The sequence below is a fragment of the Agromyces cerinus subsp. cerinus genome, assembly GCF_900142065.1.
Lineage (GTDB): Bacteria > Actinomycetota > Actinomycetes > Actinomycetales > Microbacteriaceae > Agromyces > Agromyces cerinus.
The window spans coordinates 71,004-89,041 of sequence record NZ_FSRJ01000004.1; the positions used below are offsets into that span (position 1 = coordinate 71,004).

Annotated in this window: 20 protein-coding genes; 4 read left to right on the top strand and 16 right to left on the bottom strand. The window is 70.5% G+C overall.

The window, feature by feature from the left end:
* Positions 1–58 precede the first annotated feature (58 nt).
* Positions 59–541 carry a GNAT family N-acetyltransferase gene (locus BUR99_RS14595; protein ID WP_074261134.1) on the top strand — a complete coding sequence of 161 codons (483 nt, stop codon included), beginning with the start codon at positions 59–61 and terminating at the stop codon, positions 539–541.
* Positions 542–577: 36 nt separating this feature from the next.
* Here the strand turns inward: BUR99_RS14595 and BUR99_RS14600 are convergent, their stop codons facing one another.
* The 8 genes from BUR99_RS14600 to BUR99_RS14635 form a co-directional block, all read right to left on the bottom strand.
* A complete protein-coding gene (locus BUR99_RS14600; protein WP_074261135.1) occupies positions 578–1,180 on the bottom strand; it encodes a histidine phosphatase family protein in 603 nt (200 codons plus the stop codon).
* A 36-nt stretch (positions 1,181–1,216) separates the two neighbouring features.
* A complete protein-coding gene (locus BUR99_RS14605; protein WP_074261136.1) occupies positions 1,217–2,602 on the bottom strand; it encodes a M16 family metallopeptidase in 1,386 nt (461 codons plus the stop codon).
* A 69-nt stretch (positions 2,603–2,671) separates the two neighbouring features.
* On the bottom strand, positions 2,672–3,757 hold the full coding sequence (locus BUR99_RS14610; protein WP_234980872.1) for an aldo/keto reductase: 1,086 nt from the start codon (positions 3,755–3,757) through the stop codon (positions 2,672–2,674).
* 114 nt (positions 3,758–3,871) lie between these two features.
* The gene (locus tag BUR99_RS14615) at positions 3,872–4,687 is read right to left on the bottom strand and encodes an HpcH/HpaI aldolase/citrate lyase family protein (RefSeq protein ID WP_074261137.1); all 816 of its coding nucleotides are present in this window, start codon (positions 4,685–4,687) and stop codon (positions 3,872–3,874) included.
* On the bottom strand, positions 4,684–5,238 hold the full coding sequence (locus BUR99_RS14620) for a MaoC family dehydratase (RefSeq protein WP_074261138.1): 555 nt from the start codon (positions 5,236–5,238) through the stop codon (positions 4,684–4,686). The genes BUR99_RS14615 and BUR99_RS14620 overlap by 4 nt, the downstream gene beginning before the upstream one ends.
* Before the next feature lie 10 nt (positions 5,239–5,248).
* On the bottom strand, positions 5,249–6,427 hold the full coding sequence (locus BUR99_RS14625) for an acyl-CoA dehydrogenase family protein (RefSeq protein ID WP_074261139.1): 1,179 nt from the start codon (positions 6,425–6,427) through the stop codon (positions 5,249–5,251).
* The gene (locus BUR99_RS14630; protein WP_074261140.1) at positions 6,424–8,427 is read right to left on the bottom strand and encodes an acetyl/propionyl/methylcrotonyl-CoA carboxylase subunit alpha; all 2,004 of its coding nucleotides are present in this window, start codon (positions 8,425–8,427) and stop codon (positions 6,424–6,426) included. The genes BUR99_RS14625 and BUR99_RS14630 overlap by 4 nt, the downstream gene beginning before the upstream one ends.
* Before the next feature lie 104 nt (positions 8,428–8,531).
* A complete protein-coding gene (locus BUR99_RS14635) occupies positions 8,532–9,128 on the bottom strand; it encodes a TetR/AcrR family transcriptional regulator (protein WP_074261141.1) in 597 nt (198 codons plus the stop codon).
* A 104-nt stretch (positions 9,129–9,232) separates the two neighbouring features.
* On the opposite strand from BUR99_RS14635, the gene BUR99_RS14640 reads away from it, so the two are divergent.
* Entirely contained in the window at positions 9,233–9,955 is a 723-nt protein-coding gene (locus BUR99_RS14640) for an MBL fold metallo-hydrolase (RefSeq protein ID WP_074261142.1), read from the top strand.
* Positions 9,956–9,988: 33 nt separating this feature from the next.
* On the opposite strand, the gene BUR99_RS14645 is transcribed toward BUR99_RS14640, so the two are convergent.
* The gene (locus BUR99_RS14645; RefSeq protein ID WP_074261143.1) at positions 9,989–11,596 is read right to left on the bottom strand and encodes a carboxyl transferase domain-containing protein; all 1,608 of its coding nucleotides are present in this window, start codon (positions 11,594–11,596) and stop codon (positions 9,989–9,991) included.
* Positions 11,597–11,700: 104 nt separating this feature from the next.
* Between BUR99_RS14645 and BUR99_RS14650 the strand changes: the two genes are divergently transcribed.
* Together BUR99_RS14650 and BUR99_RS14655 are read left to right on the top strand one after the other, a co-directional pair.
* Entirely contained in the window at positions 11,701–12,402 is a 702-nt protein-coding gene (locus tag BUR99_RS14650; RefSeq protein ID WP_084184042.1) for a TetR/AcrR family transcriptional regulator, read from the top strand.
* A complete protein-coding gene (locus tag BUR99_RS14655; RefSeq protein WP_074261144.1) occupies positions 12,381–12,863 on the top strand; it encodes a GNAT family N-acetyltransferase in 483 nt (160 codons plus the stop codon). The genes BUR99_RS14650 and BUR99_RS14655 overlap by 22 nt, the downstream gene beginning before the upstream one ends.
* An 85-nt stretch (positions 12,864–12,948) precedes the next feature.
* Here BUR99_RS14655 and BUR99_RS14660 read toward each other — a convergent pair whose 3' ends face one another.
* From BUR99_RS14660 to BUR99_RS14690, 7 genes are read right to left on the bottom strand one after another with little or no spacing between them, the layout of a single operon-like run.
* Entirely contained in the window at positions 12,949–13,419 is a 471-nt protein-coding gene (locus BUR99_RS14660; protein WP_074261145.1) for a hypothetical protein, read from the bottom strand.
* Between the two features lie 58 nt (positions 13,420–13,477).
* Positions 13,478–13,987, bottom strand: coding sequence for a hypothetical protein (locus BUR99_RS14665; RefSeq protein WP_143231662.1), 510 nt, complete (start codon positions 13,985–13,987; stop codon positions 13,478–13,480).
* 10 nt (positions 13,988–13,997) lie between these two features.
* On the bottom strand, positions 13,998–14,504 hold the full coding sequence (locus BUR99_RS14670; RefSeq protein WP_074261147.1) for a hypothetical protein: 507 nt from the start codon (positions 14,502–14,504) through the stop codon (positions 13,998–14,000).
* Positions 14,501–16,267, bottom strand: a complete 1,767-nt coding sequence (locus BUR99_RS14675; RefSeq protein WP_074261148.1) for a hypothetical protein — start codon at positions 16,265–16,267, stop codon at positions 14,501–14,503. Before BUR99_RS14675 ends, BUR99_RS14670 begins: the two co-directional genes overlap by 4 nt.
* Positions 16,257–17,120, bottom strand: coding sequence for a hypothetical protein (locus BUR99_RS14680; RefSeq protein WP_074261149.1), 864 nt, complete (start codon positions 17,118–17,120; stop codon positions 16,257–16,259). The genes BUR99_RS14675 and BUR99_RS14680 overlap by 11 nt, the downstream gene beginning before the upstream one ends.
* Positions 17,117–17,677: a hypothetical protein gene (locus tag BUR99_RS14685; RefSeq protein ID WP_074261150.1), complete on the bottom strand. Its 561-nt coding sequence runs from the start codon at positions 17,675–17,677 to the stop codon at positions 17,117–17,119. Before BUR99_RS14685 ends, BUR99_RS14680 begins: the two co-directional genes overlap by 4 nt.
* 19 nt (positions 17,678–17,696) lie before the next feature.
* Positions 17,697–17,993, bottom strand: coding sequence for a WXG100 family type VII secretion target (locus BUR99_RS14690; protein WP_074261151.1), 297 nt, complete (start codon positions 17,991–17,993; stop codon positions 17,697–17,699).
* Positions 17,994–18,038: the final 45 nt, after the last annotated feature.

Sequence of the window (18,038 nt, forward strand, 5' to 3'; positions counted from 1 at the left end):
GCGTCGAGACGTCGCCGCGCACGCGGCATCCGCTGCCCGTCGCGAATAGTGTTGGGGCATGCTGCGCTACCGAGACGCCTCAGTGACCGACGCCGACGCGCACGCGCTGCTCGCCGATTACTTCGCCGCGCGAGCGGTCGGGTTCCCCGCCGAGCAGGGCGAGTACCGTCCGACTTGGCCGGCCGCGGAGCAGTTCACGCCGCCGGCGGGCGTCTTCCTGGTCGTCGTCGACGAGTCGGGCACCGCGGTCGGATGCGGCGGTGTGCGACGCATCCAGCGCCGGCCCGAGACCTTCGAGGTGCGCTTCGAGGTCAAGCACCTGTGGCTTGCACCCGCGGCCCGCGGCGGCGGTGAAGGGCGCCGGCTGCTCGACGAGCTCGAGCGCCGTGCGATCGAATACGGCGCGCAGGAGCTCGTGCTCGACACGAATGCGAGCCTCGAAGCGGCAGGCGGCCTCTACCGCTCGGCCGGGTACGTCGACATCGATCCGTACAACGCCAACCCCAACGCAACGAACTGGTACGGCAAGCGCGTCGGCTGACCGGCTCCCCGGGTCGCGAGCGCGAGCGCGAGGCGCTCAGATCGCGTACGGCTCCGACAGTCCGGTGCGCAGCTCGGGCGGAAGGTGCGCGATGTCGTTGTGGGAGACGAGGCTCCACGGCCGGCCCGGGCGCTGGGTCAGCACCGTGAGGCCGCAGTTCACCTGGTTGATAGAGACCCATCGCCAGTCGGGCGCCCCGAGCACTTCGCGCACGAACCACCCGATGACGAAGTTGTGGGTGATGAGGAGCTCGTGCCGGTCTTCGCGATGAGAGCGGAGGAACTCGGAGGCCGCATCTTCCATCTGCGCACTGCCGGCCTCGATCTCGGCCTCGGTCACGGAGCCGAAGAAGGCGTCGTACGCCTTCGGCGTCTCGGGCGCAGGGCCTGTCGGGATGCAGTCGAAGAGCAGCGGCGAGGGCTCGAGACTCAGCGCCGGCATCTTCGCCGCGATGATCTCCGCCGTCTCGGTCGCCCGCTGCAGGGGCGAGTGCCAGGCGTTGTCGAACGGCACGCCGCCGAGGCGCTCCGCGAGGAGCTCGGCCTGACGGCGGCCCCGGGGCGACAGCGGTCCGTCGGGCAGGCCGTGCTCGGCGTCGAGCTGCTCGCCGTGACGGACGAGGTAGAGGTGGTGGGCCACGGTTATCGGTTCCTCTGATGCAGGGCGGTGCCGCGGTCAGGCGACGTCGGAGCTCGGAGCGACCGCTGCGGCCGCTCCGGTGAATGCCGTCTCGTCGATCGCGCCGACGGCGACGAGCGAGAACGGGCGTGCGACGAGGTCGCCCGCCAGCCGCTGCACGTCGTCGGCGGTGACGAGTGAGATGCGACGGAGGGCCTCGTCGAGGTCGACGAACTCGCCGAGGGTGAGCTCGGCGCGGCCGAGCCGAGACATCCGGGTGTCGGAGTCCTCGAGGGCGAGCGCCGAGGCGCCCGCGAGCTGCCCGGAGGCGCGGCGCATCTCTTCGGCGGTGACGCCGTGCTCGGCGAGTCGCTCGAGTTCGTCGCGCATGAGCGAAGCGACCGTGCCGGCCTTCGCCGGGGCGCACCCGGCGTACATGCCGAAGAGACCGGCGTCGGAGTAGCCCGGCGCGAACGAGTAGACCGAGTAGGCGAGGCCGCGGCGCTCGCGCACCTGCTGGAACAGGCGCGACGACATGCCCGAGCCGAAGATCGCGTTCAGCATGCTCATCGTCGGGCGTCGTTCGTCGGTCGCGACGAGTCCCGGCACCCCGAGCAGCAGGTTCACCTGCTCGGTCGGGCGTGCGACGACGGAGACCTCGGGACCGACCGCGAGCGCTGCGGGCACGACGGAACGCCGTTCGACGGGCTGCCCGGCGACCGTCGGGTCCCACCCGGCGACCGCGAGCGCCCGGTCGAGTTCGCCCACCAGCCGGTCGTGGTCGACGGCGCCGGCGACGGTGACGACCAGGTCTTGCGGGCGGTAGTTGGCCCGGTAGTGCTCCCACACGGCGTCGCGCGTGGCGCTGCGGATCGTCTCGGGGCTGCCGCCGATCGGCCGGCCCAGCGGGTGGGCGCCGAGCACCGCCTCGAAGAAGCGTTCGTTCGCGACATCGCCCGGGTCGTCGCCCGCCATGGAGAGCTCCTCGAGGATGACCCCGCGCTCGCTCTCGAACTCGGTCGCGTCGAGCAACGACGAGGTGAACATGTCGGCGAGCACCTCGACCGCCATCGGCAGGTCCCTGTCTTGCACTTTGGCGTAGTAGCAGGTGTACTCCTTCGCCGTGAGCGCGTTGTGCTCACCGCCGACGGCGTCGAAGGAGATCGCGATGTCGAGGGCGGTGCGCGTCGCGGTGCCCTTGAACAGCAGGTGCTCGAGGAAGTGCGTCGATCCGTACGTCGCGGGGTGCGCGGCATCCGCTCGCTGCTCGTCGCGTGAACCGACTGCGACCCAGAACCCGATGGTCGCGCTGCGACTGCCCGGCACCTGTTCGCTGAGCACTCGCACCCCCGAGGGGAGCACGCTGCGCCGAACTCGCGCGTCGCCTGCTGCGGTGAAGGAGAGCTCGGCCTGGCCGAGTGGGAGGTCGACAGCGCCGTTCATCCCGATCAGCCTATGCCACCCGCGTCGGGCGCGCTCGGGCGGCGCGCGCCCGGGCGCGCCGACACATGATCAGGCTGAAGCGCGGTCGAGGTCGACGATCTCCGAGCGCTGCAGCTCGACGGATGCCGCGGCCATGAGCGCATCGACCTGATCGGGCCGGCTCGCACTCACGACCGGCGCGACGACGGTCGGCTTCGCCAGCAGCCAGGCGAGCGAGATCGTCGCGGGCTGCACGCCGTGCGCGAAGGCGATCTCGTCGACCGCCGCGAGCACGCGGTGGCCGCGTCGACCGAGGTATCGCGCCTGCCGTTCGCCCCTGGCGTCATGGCGCACGTCGGCGCGACGTCGTACCTGCCCGCCGAGGAACCCGCTCGCGAGGCCGAAGTAGGGCAGCACGGCGAGCGCCTGGGCGTGGGCCACGAGTTCGGGCGCGCCCTCGAACGGGCGGCGTTCCATGAGGTTGTACTTCGTGGTCAGCGCCTGGAACCGGGGCAGTCCGTTGGCGGCGAGCACGCGCGCCTCGATGAGGCGATCGGGCGTGAAGTCCGCTGCGCCGATCGCGCCGACCTTGCCGGCGGTGATCAGGGCGTCGACCGCGCCGAGGCTCTCTTCGAGCGGCACCTCGGCGTCGTCGCCGTGGAAGTACAGCAGGTCGATGCGCTCGATGCCGAGACGCAGCAGCGAGTCGTCGACGGCCGCCGAGATCTCTGCAGGCGACAGTCCGCGGTGGTCGGGGTGGTGGCCGATCTTCGTCGCGATGGCCATGCGATCGCGAGTGCCGCGCGAGTCCATCCACTTGCCGATGATCGATTCGCTGCGACCCGCTGCGTAGCTGTCGGCGGTGTCGACGAGGGAGCCGCCGAGACCGGCGAAGCGGTCGAGCACGTCGAACGCCTGCTCGGTGCTGAGCGTCCAGCCGAACGTGCTGGCGCCGAGCGCGAGCGGATGCACCTCGAGGCCGGAGTCGCCGATCGACACACGCCGGGGCACCATGATGGGGCCCGAGAGCGGGTTCGACGCGATGACGTCGACATGGAGTCCGTCGAAGATGTCGGCGCGGTCGTCGTGCTCGCCATGCGAGATCGCGTCGGCGATCGCGACCGCTGCCCCCGCAACGCTCGCTTCACTCGCCCGATAGACGTGTCGTCGTGCCACGTGCCCCTCCTCCCCAGGATTGACTCCGAGACTACGTCGCGTCGGGCGCCCGGAGGGTGCGATCCGGAGAACGGCAGGTGAACCGTTATCGAATCGTTTCGCTCGGCCTCGGGCTCACCCGCCCGCTCGGCGCACCAGCGAAGCGGCCTGCCGGAGCACCGGCGCATCGACCATTCCGCCCCGGAAGGCGAAGACGCCGCCGTGTGCTTCGGCCGCTTCGAGCACGGCGCGCGCCCACTCCAGTCGCTCAGCGTCGGGTCGGTACGCCTCGCGCACGACCTCGACCTGGCCGGGGTGGATGCATGCCGTCGCGGCGAAACCGACGGCCACCGCGTCCTCGGCCTCGGCCCGGAGCCCGTCGAGGTCGCCGATCTCGAGGTGCACCGTGTCGATGGCGGCGATGTCGTGGGCTCCCGCCGCGAGGCACACCTGGGACCTGGCGTGCCTCGCGACGTCGCGGTATCGGCCGTCGGCGAAACGGCTCGACGAGCCGCCGAGCGAGGCGACGAGGTCTTCGGCCCCCCACATGAGCGCCGAGACGTTCGGCAGTGCCGCGACCTCGTTCGCCGCGAGCACTCCTCGGGCGGTCTCGCACAGTGCGATCACCTCGAACTCGGCGAGGTCCACGAGGTCGGCGGTGCCCTCGCACTTGGCGAGCATGACCGTGCGGTAGTCGGTCTCGACGAGCGCAGCCACGTCGGCGGCGAACTCCTCGGTCGAGGCCGGGTTCACACGCACGATGACCCGTTCGGGGTCGAGCGGCGTACTGAGCAGCGCGACACGCGCGGCATGCTTCGCATCGCCCGCGACAGCGTCTTCGAGGTCGAGGATCACGGCGTCGGCCCGGTCGAGGGCCTTCGCGAAGCGGTCGGGCCGGTCGGCCGGGCAGAAGAGCAGGGCCGGGCCGAAGCGGAAGGTCGGATGCGTCATCCGCTCGCCTCCGCTTCGTTCCTGCCGGCCGAACCGGCGGTGGGCAGCCGCTCGCCCGCCTCGCGGAGCCAGACGAGCATGGTGCGCGATGCGGTCGCCACGACCTCGCCGTGCTGGTTGCGGGCGGTGTGCGCGACCACCACGACGCCCTGACCCGGGCGCGAGGCGGACTCTCGCTTGGACTCCACGACGGTTTCACCGTAGAGCGTGTCGCCGACGAAGACCGGGTGCGGGAACGCCACGGCACCGAAGCCGAGGTTCGCGACGAGCGTGCCCTGCGTAAGCTGGCCGACCGACTGGCCGACGAGCGTCGAGAGCGTGAACATCGAGTTCACGAGTCGCTGACCGAACGGCTGCTCGGCCGACCACGCCGCGTCGAGATGCAGCGGCTGCGGGTTCATCGTGAGCGTCGTGAACAGCACGTTGTCGGCCTCGGTGACCGTGCGGCCGGGTCGGTGCAGGTAGCGCACGCCCTGCTCGAACTCCTCGAACCAGAGCCCTCGCTGCACGACGTCGCGGAGCGGCGCCGGTTCAGCCGAAGCATCCGTCATGGTGAACCCCCTAGCCGATGCCCAGCTCGCGTGCGATGACCATGAGCTGCACCTCGTTCGTGCCCTCGCCGATCTCGAGGATCTTCGAGTCACGGTAGTGCCTCGCGACGAGGGACTCGTTCATGAACCCCATGCCGCCGAAGATCTGGGTGGCGTCGCGCGAGTTGAGCATGGCGGCATCGCTCGAGACGAGCTTGGCCATCGCCGCCTCCTTCTTGAACGGCAGGCCCGCGTCGAGCCGGCGGGCCGCGTCGTGCCATGCGAGCCGCGCGGTGTACACCCGCGCCTGCATGTTCGCGATGGTGAACGCGATGTACTGGTGCGACGCGATCGGCACGCCGAACACGTTGCGGGTCTTCGCGTAGGCGAGCGCCTCGTCGAGGCAGCCCTGCGCGACGCCGGTCGCGAGCGCGGCGATCGCGATGCGCCCCTCGTCGAGGGTGCGCAGGAAGTTGGCGAAGCCGCGTCCGCGTTCGCCGAGCAGGTTCGCGGCGGGCACGCGCACGTCGTCGAAGGTGAGCGGATGCGTGTCGGAGGCGCGCCAGCCCGACTTGTCGTAACCGGGGTCGACCGTGAACCCGGGCGTGCCGTTCGGCACGATGATCGTCGACAGCTCCTTGGAGACCGAGCCGTCGGGGCGGGTGCGCTCGCCGGTCACGGCGGTCACCGTCACGAACCTCGTGATCGACGTGCCGGAGTTGGTGATGAACTGCTTCGAGCCGTTGACGACCCACTCGTCGCCGTCGAGCACCGCGGTCGTGCGGGTGGCGCCGGCGTCGGAGCCGGCCTCGGACTCGGTGAGGCCGAAGCCCGCGAGCGCACGCCCCGCGACGAGGTCGGGCAGGAGCTCGGCCTTCTGCTCGTCGGTGCCGTGGCGGTAGATCGGCATCGCGCCGAGGCCCACGCCCGCCTCGAGCGTGATGGCGATCGACTGGTCGACTCGCGCGAGCGCCTCGATCGCGAGGCCGAGGGCCATGTAGTCGCCGCCCTGGCCACCGACCTCCTCGGGGAAGGGCAGGCCGAACAGTCCGAGCTCGCCCATCTGCGCGACGACGTCCATCGAGAGCGTGTGGGTGCGGTCGGCCTCATAGGACTGCGGTGCCACGACGGTGTCGGCGAACTCGCAGACCATGTCGTACAGCTGCTGTTCCTCGGCGCTCAGGTCGGTGCTCACGGTCGTGCTCCTCATTCCTGGTGGGGTGCGGTCGGGACCGCGCCCTCGTGGGGCGCGTCCGACGATGCGGGGACGGATGTCGGGACCTCGGCGGATGCCGCGAGCTGCGGCTCCACTCGAGCGACGGATTGGTCGCGGGAGACCTGCTCCCCCACTGCGACGGCGAGGCGCACGATGCCGGCGACCGACGCCGTGACGCGGTGCTCCATCTTCATCGCCTCGATCGCGATGACGGCGTCGCCCGGCAGCACTGCGTCGCCGTCGGCGACGAGCACCGCGGTGACGGTGCCGGGCATGGGTGCGCGGAGCTCGGGGTCGGCGAGGCCGCCCCGTTCGATCATGGCGAGACGGGCGTCGAGCGCGGCCCGGCGACCCGTGGCGGGCACGCGCCAGATGCCGGTCGTCGTGTGCAGCCAGACCGCGTCGTCGGCGTCCGTCGCGATGACATCGGCTGCCAGGGCGGCCGTCGTCGCGTCGCGGCCGGCATCCGCCGCGGGACGGCCGAGACGCCAGCCACGCGCGGTCCGCCACGCGTGGGCACCGGCGGTCCGAGCCTCGTCGATCGCCACGTCGTCGCGGTACGCCGCGGTCGCGGTGAGCACTTCGGGCGGCGCGGCATCCGATTCGGGTTCGGGCATGCGGTCGATGAGCCCGGTGTCGAGGTCTCCGCGCTGCACGGCCGGGTCGGCGAGGAGCCGGCGGAGGAACCCGAGGTTCGTCTCGACGCCGAGCACGACCGTGTCGGCGAGCGCGGCGTCGAGGCGGGCGAGCGCCTCGGCACGGTCGGCGCCGTACGCGATGACCTTCGCGAGCATGGGGTCGTAGTCGGCCGTGATCTGCTGACCGGAGCGGATGCCGCCGTCGACCCGCACGCCGTCGCCGCTCGGTTCCCGCCACACGAGCAGCTCGCCGATCGACGGCAGGAAGCCGCGCTCGGGGCTCTCGGCGTAGACGCGCGCCTCGATGGCGTGGCCGGTGAGTTCGATGGCGGCCTGCTGCAGCGCGAGCGGCTGGCCCGCCGCGACGCGCAACTGCTGCTCGACGAGGTCGACGCCCGTGACGAGCTCGGTGACGGGATGCTCGACCTGCAGCCGGGTGTTCATCTCGATGAAGAAGAACTCGTCGGGCGCGGCATCCGACACCAGGAACTCGACGGTGCCCGCCCCGCGGTAGTCGACGCTGCGGGCGGCATCGCACGCGGCCTTCCCGATGCGAGCGCGGGTATCGACGTCGAGGAGCGGCGAGGGCGCCTCTTCGATGACCTTCTGGTGGCGGCGCTGCAGCGAGCACTCGCGCTCGCCGAGGTGGATCACGTTGCCGAAGTCGTCGGCGAGCACCTGCACCTCGATGTGGCGCGGACGCTCGATGAGCCGCTCGAGCAGCAGCGTGTCGTCGCCGAACGCGGCGAGGGCCACGCGCCGGGCTGCAGGCAGTGCCGCCGCGAGCTCGCGTGCGTCGCGGGCGATCTGCATGCCCTTGCCGCCGCCGCCGGCGCTCGGCTTCACGAGCAGCGGGAAGCCCACCGCTTCGCCGGCCGCGGCGAGCGCGGCGTCGTCGAGCGAGGGATCGGAGACGCCGGGCACCGTCGGCACACCGGATGCCTCGACGTGGCGCTTCGCGCGGATCTTGTCGCCCATGACCTCGAGCGCGTCGACACCCGGGCCGACGAAGACGATGCCAGCATCGCGACAGGCCTCGGCGAAGCCCGCATGCTCGGAGAGGAAGCCGTAGCCGGGGTGGATCGCCTGGGCGCCGGTCTCGCGCGCCGCGGCGATGATGCGGGCGGGATCGAGGTAGCTCTCGGCGGCGGACGCCGGCCCGATGCGCACGGCCTCGTCGGCGAGGCGCACGTGCGGCGCGTCGGCATCGGCGGCGGAGAAGACGGCGATCGAGCGGATGCCGAGGCGGCGCAGGGTGCGGATGACGCGCACGGCGATCTCGCCGCGGTTGGCGACCAGCACTCGCTCGAACGGGCGCGGTGATCGCACCTCGGTACCGGCGTCGCCCGTGCCCATCCGCGCCTCCCTGCGCTCGACGTGCGCGAACTAAGTTAACGCGCACTAACCGAATTCGATGTTAGTGGGCGTTAACTGAAATCACAAGCGGAACCTCCGCGCACTCACTCCGCTTGCGGAGCGAGTGCCGCGGCGATGCGATCGACGCCGAACTCGAACGCCCGGTCGACATCGCCGCCCAGGCGGAACGCACCCGAGAGCTCCATGCTGATGAAGCCCGTCAGCCACGCGGTGAGCGTGCGTGCGGCATCGAGCGCATGCTCGGGGCCGGCGAGGTCGGCGGCGACGGCGAGCAGCGGCGCGCTCGCCTGCCGCAGCGCTTCGACCTCGAGGCCCGAGTCATCGCCCGGCGCGAAGACGAGTCCGTACGCCGCCGGCCGCTCATGCGCGAACGCCCGCACCGTGCGCGCGAGCCGGGCGACCGGGGCGAGCACGGCGCCACGACCATCGGTGCGGTCGCCGTTCGCATCGCTCGCATCGCTCGCTGCGTCGAGGCGCTCACCGAGGTCGACCACCGCTGCGGCGGCGATGAGCCGCACGAGGTCGCTCCGATTCCGCACGCGCTTGTAGAGCGAGGGTGCGCGAACGCCGACGCGATCGGCGACGGCCTGCATCGTGAGCCCTCCGAGTCCGTCGGCCTCGAGGATCTCGCACCCGGCCGCCAGGATCGCGTCGAGCGAGGTTCGTTCCGGTGTCGGCATCTGGGATTCCCTTTCGACGTTTCGACTCTAGGCTATTGCGCATAGCCATGATGGCTATGTAGCATAGCCATCAACTTCCCATCCCATCACAAGCGAGGCATCTGATGAAGCTCGGCCCCTCCCTCCACCGCATCGGTTCCGATATCGTCGCGGTCTATCTCGTCGACACCTCCGAGGGCGTCACCGTCATCGACGCCGGGCTCGCCGGGCAGTGGAGCGAGCTGACCGACGAGCTCGCCGCGATGGGTCGCTCACTGGGCGACATCCGCGGCGTCGTGCTCACCCACGGCGACTCCGACCACATCGGCTTCGCCGAGCGACTGCGCCGCGACCACGGCGTTCCGGTCTTCGTGCACACGGCCGATGCCGCCCGAGCCCGCGGCGAGGAGTCGACCAAGCCCGAGTGGGGCGGCATGAAACTCGGGGCGACCTCGAAGTTCCTCTGGTACGCCCTCACGCACAACGGCCTGCGCACGACCCCGCTCACCGAGGTCGTCACCGTGAACGACGGCGACGTGCTCGACCTGCCGGGCGCACCGCGGGTGATCAGCATGCCGGGTCACTCCCCCGGCAGCGTCGCGATCCACGTGCCGGCCGCCGACGCCGTCTTCGTCGGCGACGCACTCACCACCCGACACGTGCTCACCGGCTCGACCGGCCCGCAGCCGGCGCCGTTCACCGACGACCCGGCCGAGGCGCTCGCATCGCTGCGGCGTCTCGAGGGACTCGGGGTCACCTGGGTGCTGCCCGGCCACGGCATGCCGTGGAACCGTGGCGTCGACGAGGCGATCCGAGCGGTCGAGGCCGCAGCGGCACGGCAGGCCTGACGGCCGAAGCAGGCGCGACGGTCCGCGGCACGGTCACATGCGGAAGAGCCCGAACGCCGGCTCGGGCAGCGGCGTGCGGCTCGCGAGCTCGAGCGCGAGGGCGAGCACGGTGCGCGTGTCCTCGGGCTCGATGATGCCGTCGTCCCAGAGCCGCGCGGTCGAGTGGTAGGGGCTGCCCTGGTCGTCGTACTGGGCCCGGATCGGATCCTTGAACGCCTGCTCAGCGGCATCCGACCAGGTCTCGCCCTTGACGGCGAGCTGGTCGCGCTTGACGGTCGAGAGCACGGATGCCGCCTGCTCGCCGCCCATCACCGAGATGCGGGCGTTCGGCCACATCCAGAGGAACCGGGGCGAGTACGCCCGCCCGCACATCGAGTAGTTGCCGGCGCCGAACGAACCGCCGATGACCACCGTGAACTTCGGTACGCGGGTCGTCGCGACGGCGGTGACCATCTTCGCGCCGTGCTTGGCGATGCCGCCCGCCTCGGCGTCGCGGCCGACCATGAAGCCCGAGATGTTCTGCAGGAAGACGAGCGGGATGCCGCGCTGGTCGCACAGCTCGATGAAGTGCGCGCCCTTCATGGCCGACTCGCTGAAGAGCACGCCGTTGTTCGCGATGATGCCGACCGGGTGGCCGTCGAGGTGGGCGAAGCCCGTCACGAGGGTGTCGCCGTACTCGCGCTTGAACTCGGCGAACTCGCTGCCGTCGACGAGGCGCGCGATGACCTCGCGCACGTCGTACGGCTGCTGCACGTCGACCGGTACCGCGGCGGTGAGCGTCGACGGGTCGACGGCCGGCGGCCTGGGCTCGCGCACGGACCACGCCCGTGGCGCCGGTTCGGGCAGCGTCGCGACCATGTCGCGCACGAGTTCGAGCGCGTGCTCGTCGTCTTCGGCGAGGTGGTCGGTGACGCCCGAGACCCGGCTGTGCAGTTCGCCGCCGCCGAGCTCTTCGGGGGTGACGACCTCGCCGATCGCCGCCTTCACGAGCGGCGGGCCGCCCAGGAAGATCGTGCCCTGACCTCGCACGATCACGGTCTCATCGCTCATCGCGGGCACATAGGCGCCGCCGGCCGTGCAGGAGCCGAGCACCGCGGCGAGCTGCGGAATGCGCATCGACGAGAGCTGCGCCTGATTGAAGAAGATGCGTCCGAAGTGCTCGCGGTCGGGGAACACCTCGTCCTGCAGCGGCAGGAAGGCTCCGCCCGAGTCGACGAGGTAGATGCACGGCAGACGCTGCTCCTTCGCGACCTCCTGGGCGCGCAGGTGCTTCTTCACCGTCATCGGGTAGTAGGTGCCGCCCTTGACCGTGGCGTCGTTGCAGACGACGAGCACCGGGCGTGCGTGCACGAGCCCGACACCCGTGATGATGCCGGCGCCCGGCGAGTCGCCGCCGTAGAGTCCCTCGGCGGCGAGCGGCGAGAGTTCGAGGAACGGGCTGCCCTCGTCGAGCAGCCGGTCGACCCGATCGCGCGGCAGCAGCTTGCCGCGGGCGACATGGCGATCGCGGGATGCCTCGGGGCCGCCCAGCGCCGCCGTAGCGAGACGCGTGCGCAGCTCTTCGACGAGCACGGCATGAGCGGCGGTGTTGGATCGCGCGGCATCGGCGCTCGGGTCGATGCTGGTCTGCAGGATCGGCATTCGTTCCACCAGTCTTCGTCGACGGCGCGCCCCCTTGTGGCGGGCGCTGAATTTCGGTTAGTGTGCACTAACTCGATTCCCGATGTTAGCGAGCATTAACCGAGATGGCAACCACACCGAGCACGGCCGAGATCGTCGGCGACGCAGTCGCCGACGCGACGGCCGCAGGCGCTGCGACCGCGAGTTCTGCGGCTGCTGCAGGCGTTGCGACCGTGGGTGCTGCGACCGAACGCAGCCGGCAGAAGGCCGACCGTCGACAGGCGATCCTCACCGCGGCCGCGACGCTGTTCGCGCAGCGCGGGTACGCCGGCGTCACGATCGAAGACCTCGGCGCGGCCGTCGGCGTGAGCGGCCCCGCCGTCTACCGCCACTTCCCGGGCAAGGCGGCCGTGCTCGCCGCGATCCTCCAGGGCGCGAGCATCACGCTGCTCGACGGCGCCGAGCGAGTGCTCGGCGCGGCATCCGACCCCGCATCTGCGCTCCGCGAGCTCATCGCGTTCCATGTCGACTTCGCCCTCGGCGACGCCGACGTGATCCTCGTGCAAGACAGGGAACTCGAGCAGCTCGACGTCGACGCCCGGCACGAGGTGCGCCTCCTCCAGCGCCAGTACGTCGAACACTGGGTCGACACCCTTCACAGACTCCGGCCCGATCGGGCCGAGACGGAGCTCAGGATCCGGGCACACGCCGCCTTCGGCCTCCTGAACTCCACTCCGCACAGCGCCCGCATCCCTGGGCGCAGACCCGCCGACGGCACCATCCGCGGCATCCTGGAGGAAATGACATGGGCGAGCCTCATGTCGTGACCCTGCGCGCGACCCGCGCGGGCGATCTCGACGCTCTGTTCGGATTCGAGCAGGACCCCACCGCCGTGCGCATGGCCGCGTTCACGTCACCAGACCCGAGCGATCGTGCAATGTTCGACGCGCATTGGCGCCGGCTTCTCGCTGACCCCACGGTCGACACCCGCACCGTGCGCGCCGACGGCGTGATCGTCGGCAGCGTCGGCCGATGGTTCGACGACGGGCGTGCCGAGCTCACGTGCTGGATCGACCCGGCGCACTGGCACGAGGGCATCGCCACCCGGGCGATGCGGTTGTTCCTCGACGAGGTGCACGAGCGACCGGTGCGCGCCCGCGTGGCCGCCGACAACGCCCCATCGATCGCGCTGCTCGAACGGCTCGGGTTCCGGCACGTCTCCACCGAGACGAGCTTCGCGAACGCGCGCGACGCCGAGATCGAGGAGCGCGTCTACACGCTCGACTGAGGGCGGGTGGATGCCGCGAGCGGCGGAGCCTCGACTGCTGACCCGGGGCTCGCGGCACGACGGTCTCTTCGCCGTTCGACCCGCCTCACTGCTCGCCCGCATCGGGCAGGATGAGCGCGTCGGTCGGCACCTCGGGCGGCTCACCCGGCCACGGGCCGAACCGCTCCTCCACATCGTCGAGGAAGATCGGTCCGCCGATCTCATCGAAGGCCAGCTCATGCAGCGACGTCCACCCCGCCTCCTCAGCAAGCTCCCGGACATTCAGCTGAGGGTCGGACCGGATGTGGACGGAGACCGGCTCGTTGGGCTTGTTGTCGTTGACCGACCAGGCGAGCTCGACGAGGTAGTCGAAGAACTCGGGCGTCGGCTCCACCCCGGGGTCGAGCGTCACGGAAACGCTGCTCTGATCCTTGCGGGTCAAGCCTGCCCAGACAATCCCCGCGTAGACGCCGCCGCTGTCGACCCCCTCGATGTTCAGGAGCTGAACGCTTGCGGTATCGGCCTTCTGTCCGCCGAACGTGGCGCCGCCGCATCCCGTCAAGGAGAACGTCGCCACTGCAAGGAAGGCAACGGTGCGGAGAGCTCTGGCGCGGGGCGACAGCGCCGAACGGCCGCTATCCATCCGCATCGGGCAGGATGAGCGCATCGGTCGGCGCCGCAGGCGGCTCACCCGGCCACGGGCCGAACCGCTCCTCGACCTCATCGACGAAGATGATGCCGCCGACTTCGTCGAAGCCGTATCTGGGCGGTGACCACCCCGCCCCCTCAGCGAGAACGCGGGCGTCCACCGATGGATCGGTCCGGATGAAGACGGTGAGTTCACCCGGTTCGTGGTCATCGACCGACCATGCGAGGGCAACGAGGGAGTCGAAGAACTCGGGCGTCGGCTCCACGTCCGGGTCGAGCGTCACGGACACGCCGGCGCTGTGCTTCTGAACGAGCCCCGCCCAAACGCTGTCGGCATACACGCCACCGCTCTCGACCCCGTCGACGCTCAGGACTTGAGCAGTAGCGGTATCGGCGTTCTGACCTCCGGAGGTGACGCCGCACCCCGTCAACGCGAGCGCTGCCGCCGCGAGGACGACAGAGACTCGGAGGGGAATGCCGACGCGGGTCGACAGCACCGAGTCGCGGCTACTCGCCAGCATCGGGCAGGATGAGCGCGTTGGTCGGCGCCTCGGGCGGCTCACCCGGCCACGGGCCGAACCGCTCCTCCACGTCGTCGAGGGAGATCGGTCCGCCGATCTCATCGAAGGCCAGCTCATGCAGCGAGGTCCACCCCGCCCCCTCAGCGACCTCCCGCACATTCACCTGAGGGTCGGTACGGAGGTACACGGAGACCGGTTTGTTCGGTTCATGGTCGTTGACGGACCATGCAAGCTCCACGAGGTAGTCGAAGAACTCCGGCGTGGGCTCCACACCCGGGTCGAGGGTCACGGACACTCCGATACGTTTCTCGTGATTGAACCCCGCCCAGACGCCGTCCGCATACGCGCCTCCGCTGTCGACCCCGTCGATGTTCAGGAGCTGGACGCTTGCGGTGTCGGCCTTCTGCCCGCCGGGGGTGATACCGCCGCATCCGACCAGGGAGAGTGTCGCCGCGACGAAAGCGGCGGCTGGGAGGATTCGCCGACGGTTCATTTGCGTACAGCGTAGTAGTCGTGCACGGTCAGGTCTCCTTGGAAGAAGTCGTCGAGGCCATCGCTGCTCGCCGGGTGCTCTGCGGCCATCACCGCGTAGCGGTTCGCGTCGTGCGCTGACGGGTCTTGCGCGTCGATCACCTTGTCGTCCGGATCGGTGATGGCCGGCGCCCAGTCTCGGATGGTCGTCCAGGTGTCGGGATTGTCGGCGCCGTCGAGGGTGGGAACGAGGTCGGGATACGCCTCGTAGGCGATGACGCCGACGTGATCGGGGATGTCGGAGTTCGCGTATGGTGCACCGAACGTGACGACCTGGGTGGCATGAGCCTCGGGGATGGCAGCGAGGATGCCGCTCGTGATACCGCCGAGACTGAATCCCGCATAGGACACCGCGGAGCCGCCTGGATCGGTCCCGTCGGCCCGCTGAGTCTGGGCAAGGGCCTCGAGCACGGTGTCACTGAGTTCCGAGCCGCCATAGGCGAGGTTGTACAGGTCAGCGGTGAGGTCGTTCGCGGCCGGGCCGTTGACTGGCCACCACTGCTGTGTGCTCGGAATGACGACGAGATAGCTGGTCTGACCGTCAGCATCGGCCGAGCTGATCACTCGGATGGTGGAGAAGTCCGCCTGCCCGATGTTGTCGATCTGCGAGGCACTTGCCGCCAGCTCGGCAACATCGCGCGGGACGATGGCGCCGGCGTCGTTCCAGACGAGCTCACGACCGAGCGCGGCCACAGAGTCCCGGGTCGAATCGTCCATCCGCCGCTGGAGCACCGCACTGTCGATGGGCGCTTCGTCGACGAGCTGCGTCTCGCCGTCGTGGAAGAAGCCGAGCGTGCGACCGCTGCGGATGAGTGAGTCGAGGATGTCGTCGAAGAGCGGCCCGGTTGCGCCGAGTGCACCCTGGATGGCGTCAGCGCTGTTCGCCCAGGCGTCGCTCAGGCTGAATTTGCTGAGCCCGTCGATCGCGCTGGCGACCGGAACCATGACCTGGAGCAGCTCCCAGGGGCTGGTCTCGTCGTCATAGGGGCTCGGCATCGCTTCGTTGATCGAGGTGACCGCCTCGGTGCCGAACCCGACGAGGAGCGATCCGGCCACCGCGAGCAGCGCGGTCTTGCTGAGTTCGGAGACCGTGAAGAGCGCGGTGCCGACCTGCCAGTTGACATCCGCGGCCCCTGAGACGGCGGTGCCGACGACGTCTGCCGCACCCACGACCACGGTGCCGGCCAGGTCGATCGTGGTCTTGGCGGTGCCGAATGCGATGCCGGCGGCCGCACCCGCGGCGGCGGCCTGCGCGGAGAGGGCCGCGTCGGCGAGCTCGTAGCTCGACACGACGGATGCCGCGACCAGAGTGAGCGCTTCCGACGCGAACAGGGCGATACTGATGCGACCGGCCGCGCTGAGCGCGGCAGTGGTGACTCCAGCCGCGGTGAACGGCGACAACGGCACCGATGCGAGGAGGTCGGGATGGCTCGGCAGGGTGAACATCGACGCGAGGATCGGAGCGACGTCGGTGTTGACCGCCTTGAGTCCGCCGACGACCCGGTCGATGTCGGTGAACGTGACGGCGAGCCGTTGTCCGTGCGCCGCGACGACGGAGGAGGTTCCGGATGCCGCGTCACGAACCGTCTGCTCGGTCTGCTCGACGTGTTCGTTCCATGCGTCGCCCGTCGCGTCGATCGCTTCGTCAGTCGCCTGCTCTGTGGCATCGGCGGCGTCGGAGACGAGGGTGACCACGTCGTCGTTGTCGGGGCGTTCAAGCGACATCTGCACTCCTCACGACGGTGGCGATGATCGCCAACAGGTCGGCCCCGATCTCTCGGGCGTTCGTCGGGTCGATCATGAGCTTCCCCGTCTCGACGATGGCTCGAGCATCGATGGCGCCTGCGCCCGACGGCTGGTCGCTGGTGAGCTGCACGTGCATCCAGCCGGAGTCGGTCGCCAGCCAGTCGCGCTGCACGAACGGGGCGGTGCCGACATACCCGAGCAGCCGGAAGCCTGCCCGCAGCGGCCCCGCGAGTGCTCGGAGTATCGGTGCGGTCTCGGGTGCGCCGCCGGCGCTGCTCGCAACGGCCGCGATGACCCCGGCATCGCCGCCGCGGATCGCGTCGATCAGCGCGCGTGCCTCGACGATGCCCGTGGACACCCGCGACCTCGGGCGGGGCTGCTCGGCGGGCCCGCTCAGGTCGACAGGGGGCAGCGAGTCGATCAGGGCAGGCCAGAGTCGATCGATCGGTGCGAGCTCCAGCACGACCTCGTCGGCGGCGGCCTGGGTGGACGTGCGCGTGACCGCGGCGTACTCGGCACCGCGAATCGACGCGGCGGTGCGCCGCCGCGCCCCGACCGACCACGCCTCGGTCTGCACGACGACACCGGCACCGCGGAGCACGGCGAGCGGGGCGAGCACCGACAGATCGACGACGCTCCCCCAGTCGGTGTCGTCGAGGTCGGCCGCCTCGCTGACCAGGCCTCGCTGCTGCAGTCGGGCGAGCGCATCCGCTCGGTCGTCCGCAGTCGAATCGACTGAGACGAACGCCGGCAGCGAGACACCGGGCAACCGGTCGGCGATCAGCACGAGTTCGGACGGTGTGACGATCACGCGCCCCGGTGCGGCGGTCATCCCCATCCGTGCGCCGTGACCGTGGCGCGCAGGTCGAGCCAATCGCGCGAGCCCGGCTGCGGAAGTGCCGGAATCGCACCGACGAGCGACCGCGCGCGAGACACCTCGTCTTGGGTGAACTCGGCCCCGCCCAGTTCGTACACGGCGACGGACACGACCCCCGGGGTCGCGAGCACCGGCCCGATCATGCGCATCGCGTGCGTCACCGCACCCTCCGCGACATCCCGAACCACCTCGACGGTGTTCCATGCGACGTTCGCAGCGGTGTTCCAGATCCCGGTCACGAGCCGCTCGGCCTCGGCGATCGCGGCTCGAACCTGCTCCACGCTTCGCACATGCACGTCGAGCGCCGCCGCAACGTCTTCGAGCGCCGTCGCCTGCGCGCCCAGCGTCGCCGCCGTCTCCTCCAGGCGGGCACGCATCAACTCCCCCGCCGGCGAGTCCCAGCCCATGCTCCCTGCGTCGGCGAGCAGCCCTCGCGCGCGCACGCGGAGGACCTCGGCGGCATGCCGTGCGTCCGACGCGCGCGTGCTCAGTACCTCGGTGCTGCCGTACATGTCGGTGCGGCCGAGGGGGTCAGCGACCCAGGCGCGACGCGATCTGCGCGTCGACGTCGCCCAGCGTGGTCGCCGTCGTGCGCAGGAACATGGCGAGGTCGTTCAAGCCGCCGATCGTGTTCGACGCACCGGTGGTGAACCGGGTGTAGGCGTCGGCGAACGCGCCGGATGCCTTGTCGGTCGTGAAGCCCTGGGCGACGAGCGCGTTGATCTGACCCTGCAGCTTCGTCAACGTCGCGTTGATCTCATCGCGACCGGTGACCAACTGATCGGCCTTGGCCGTCAACTCGCCGTACGAGACATTCAGATTCGCCATGACGGCCCCTTCCCCGCGACACGGACCAGCTCCGTGCCCCTCGTT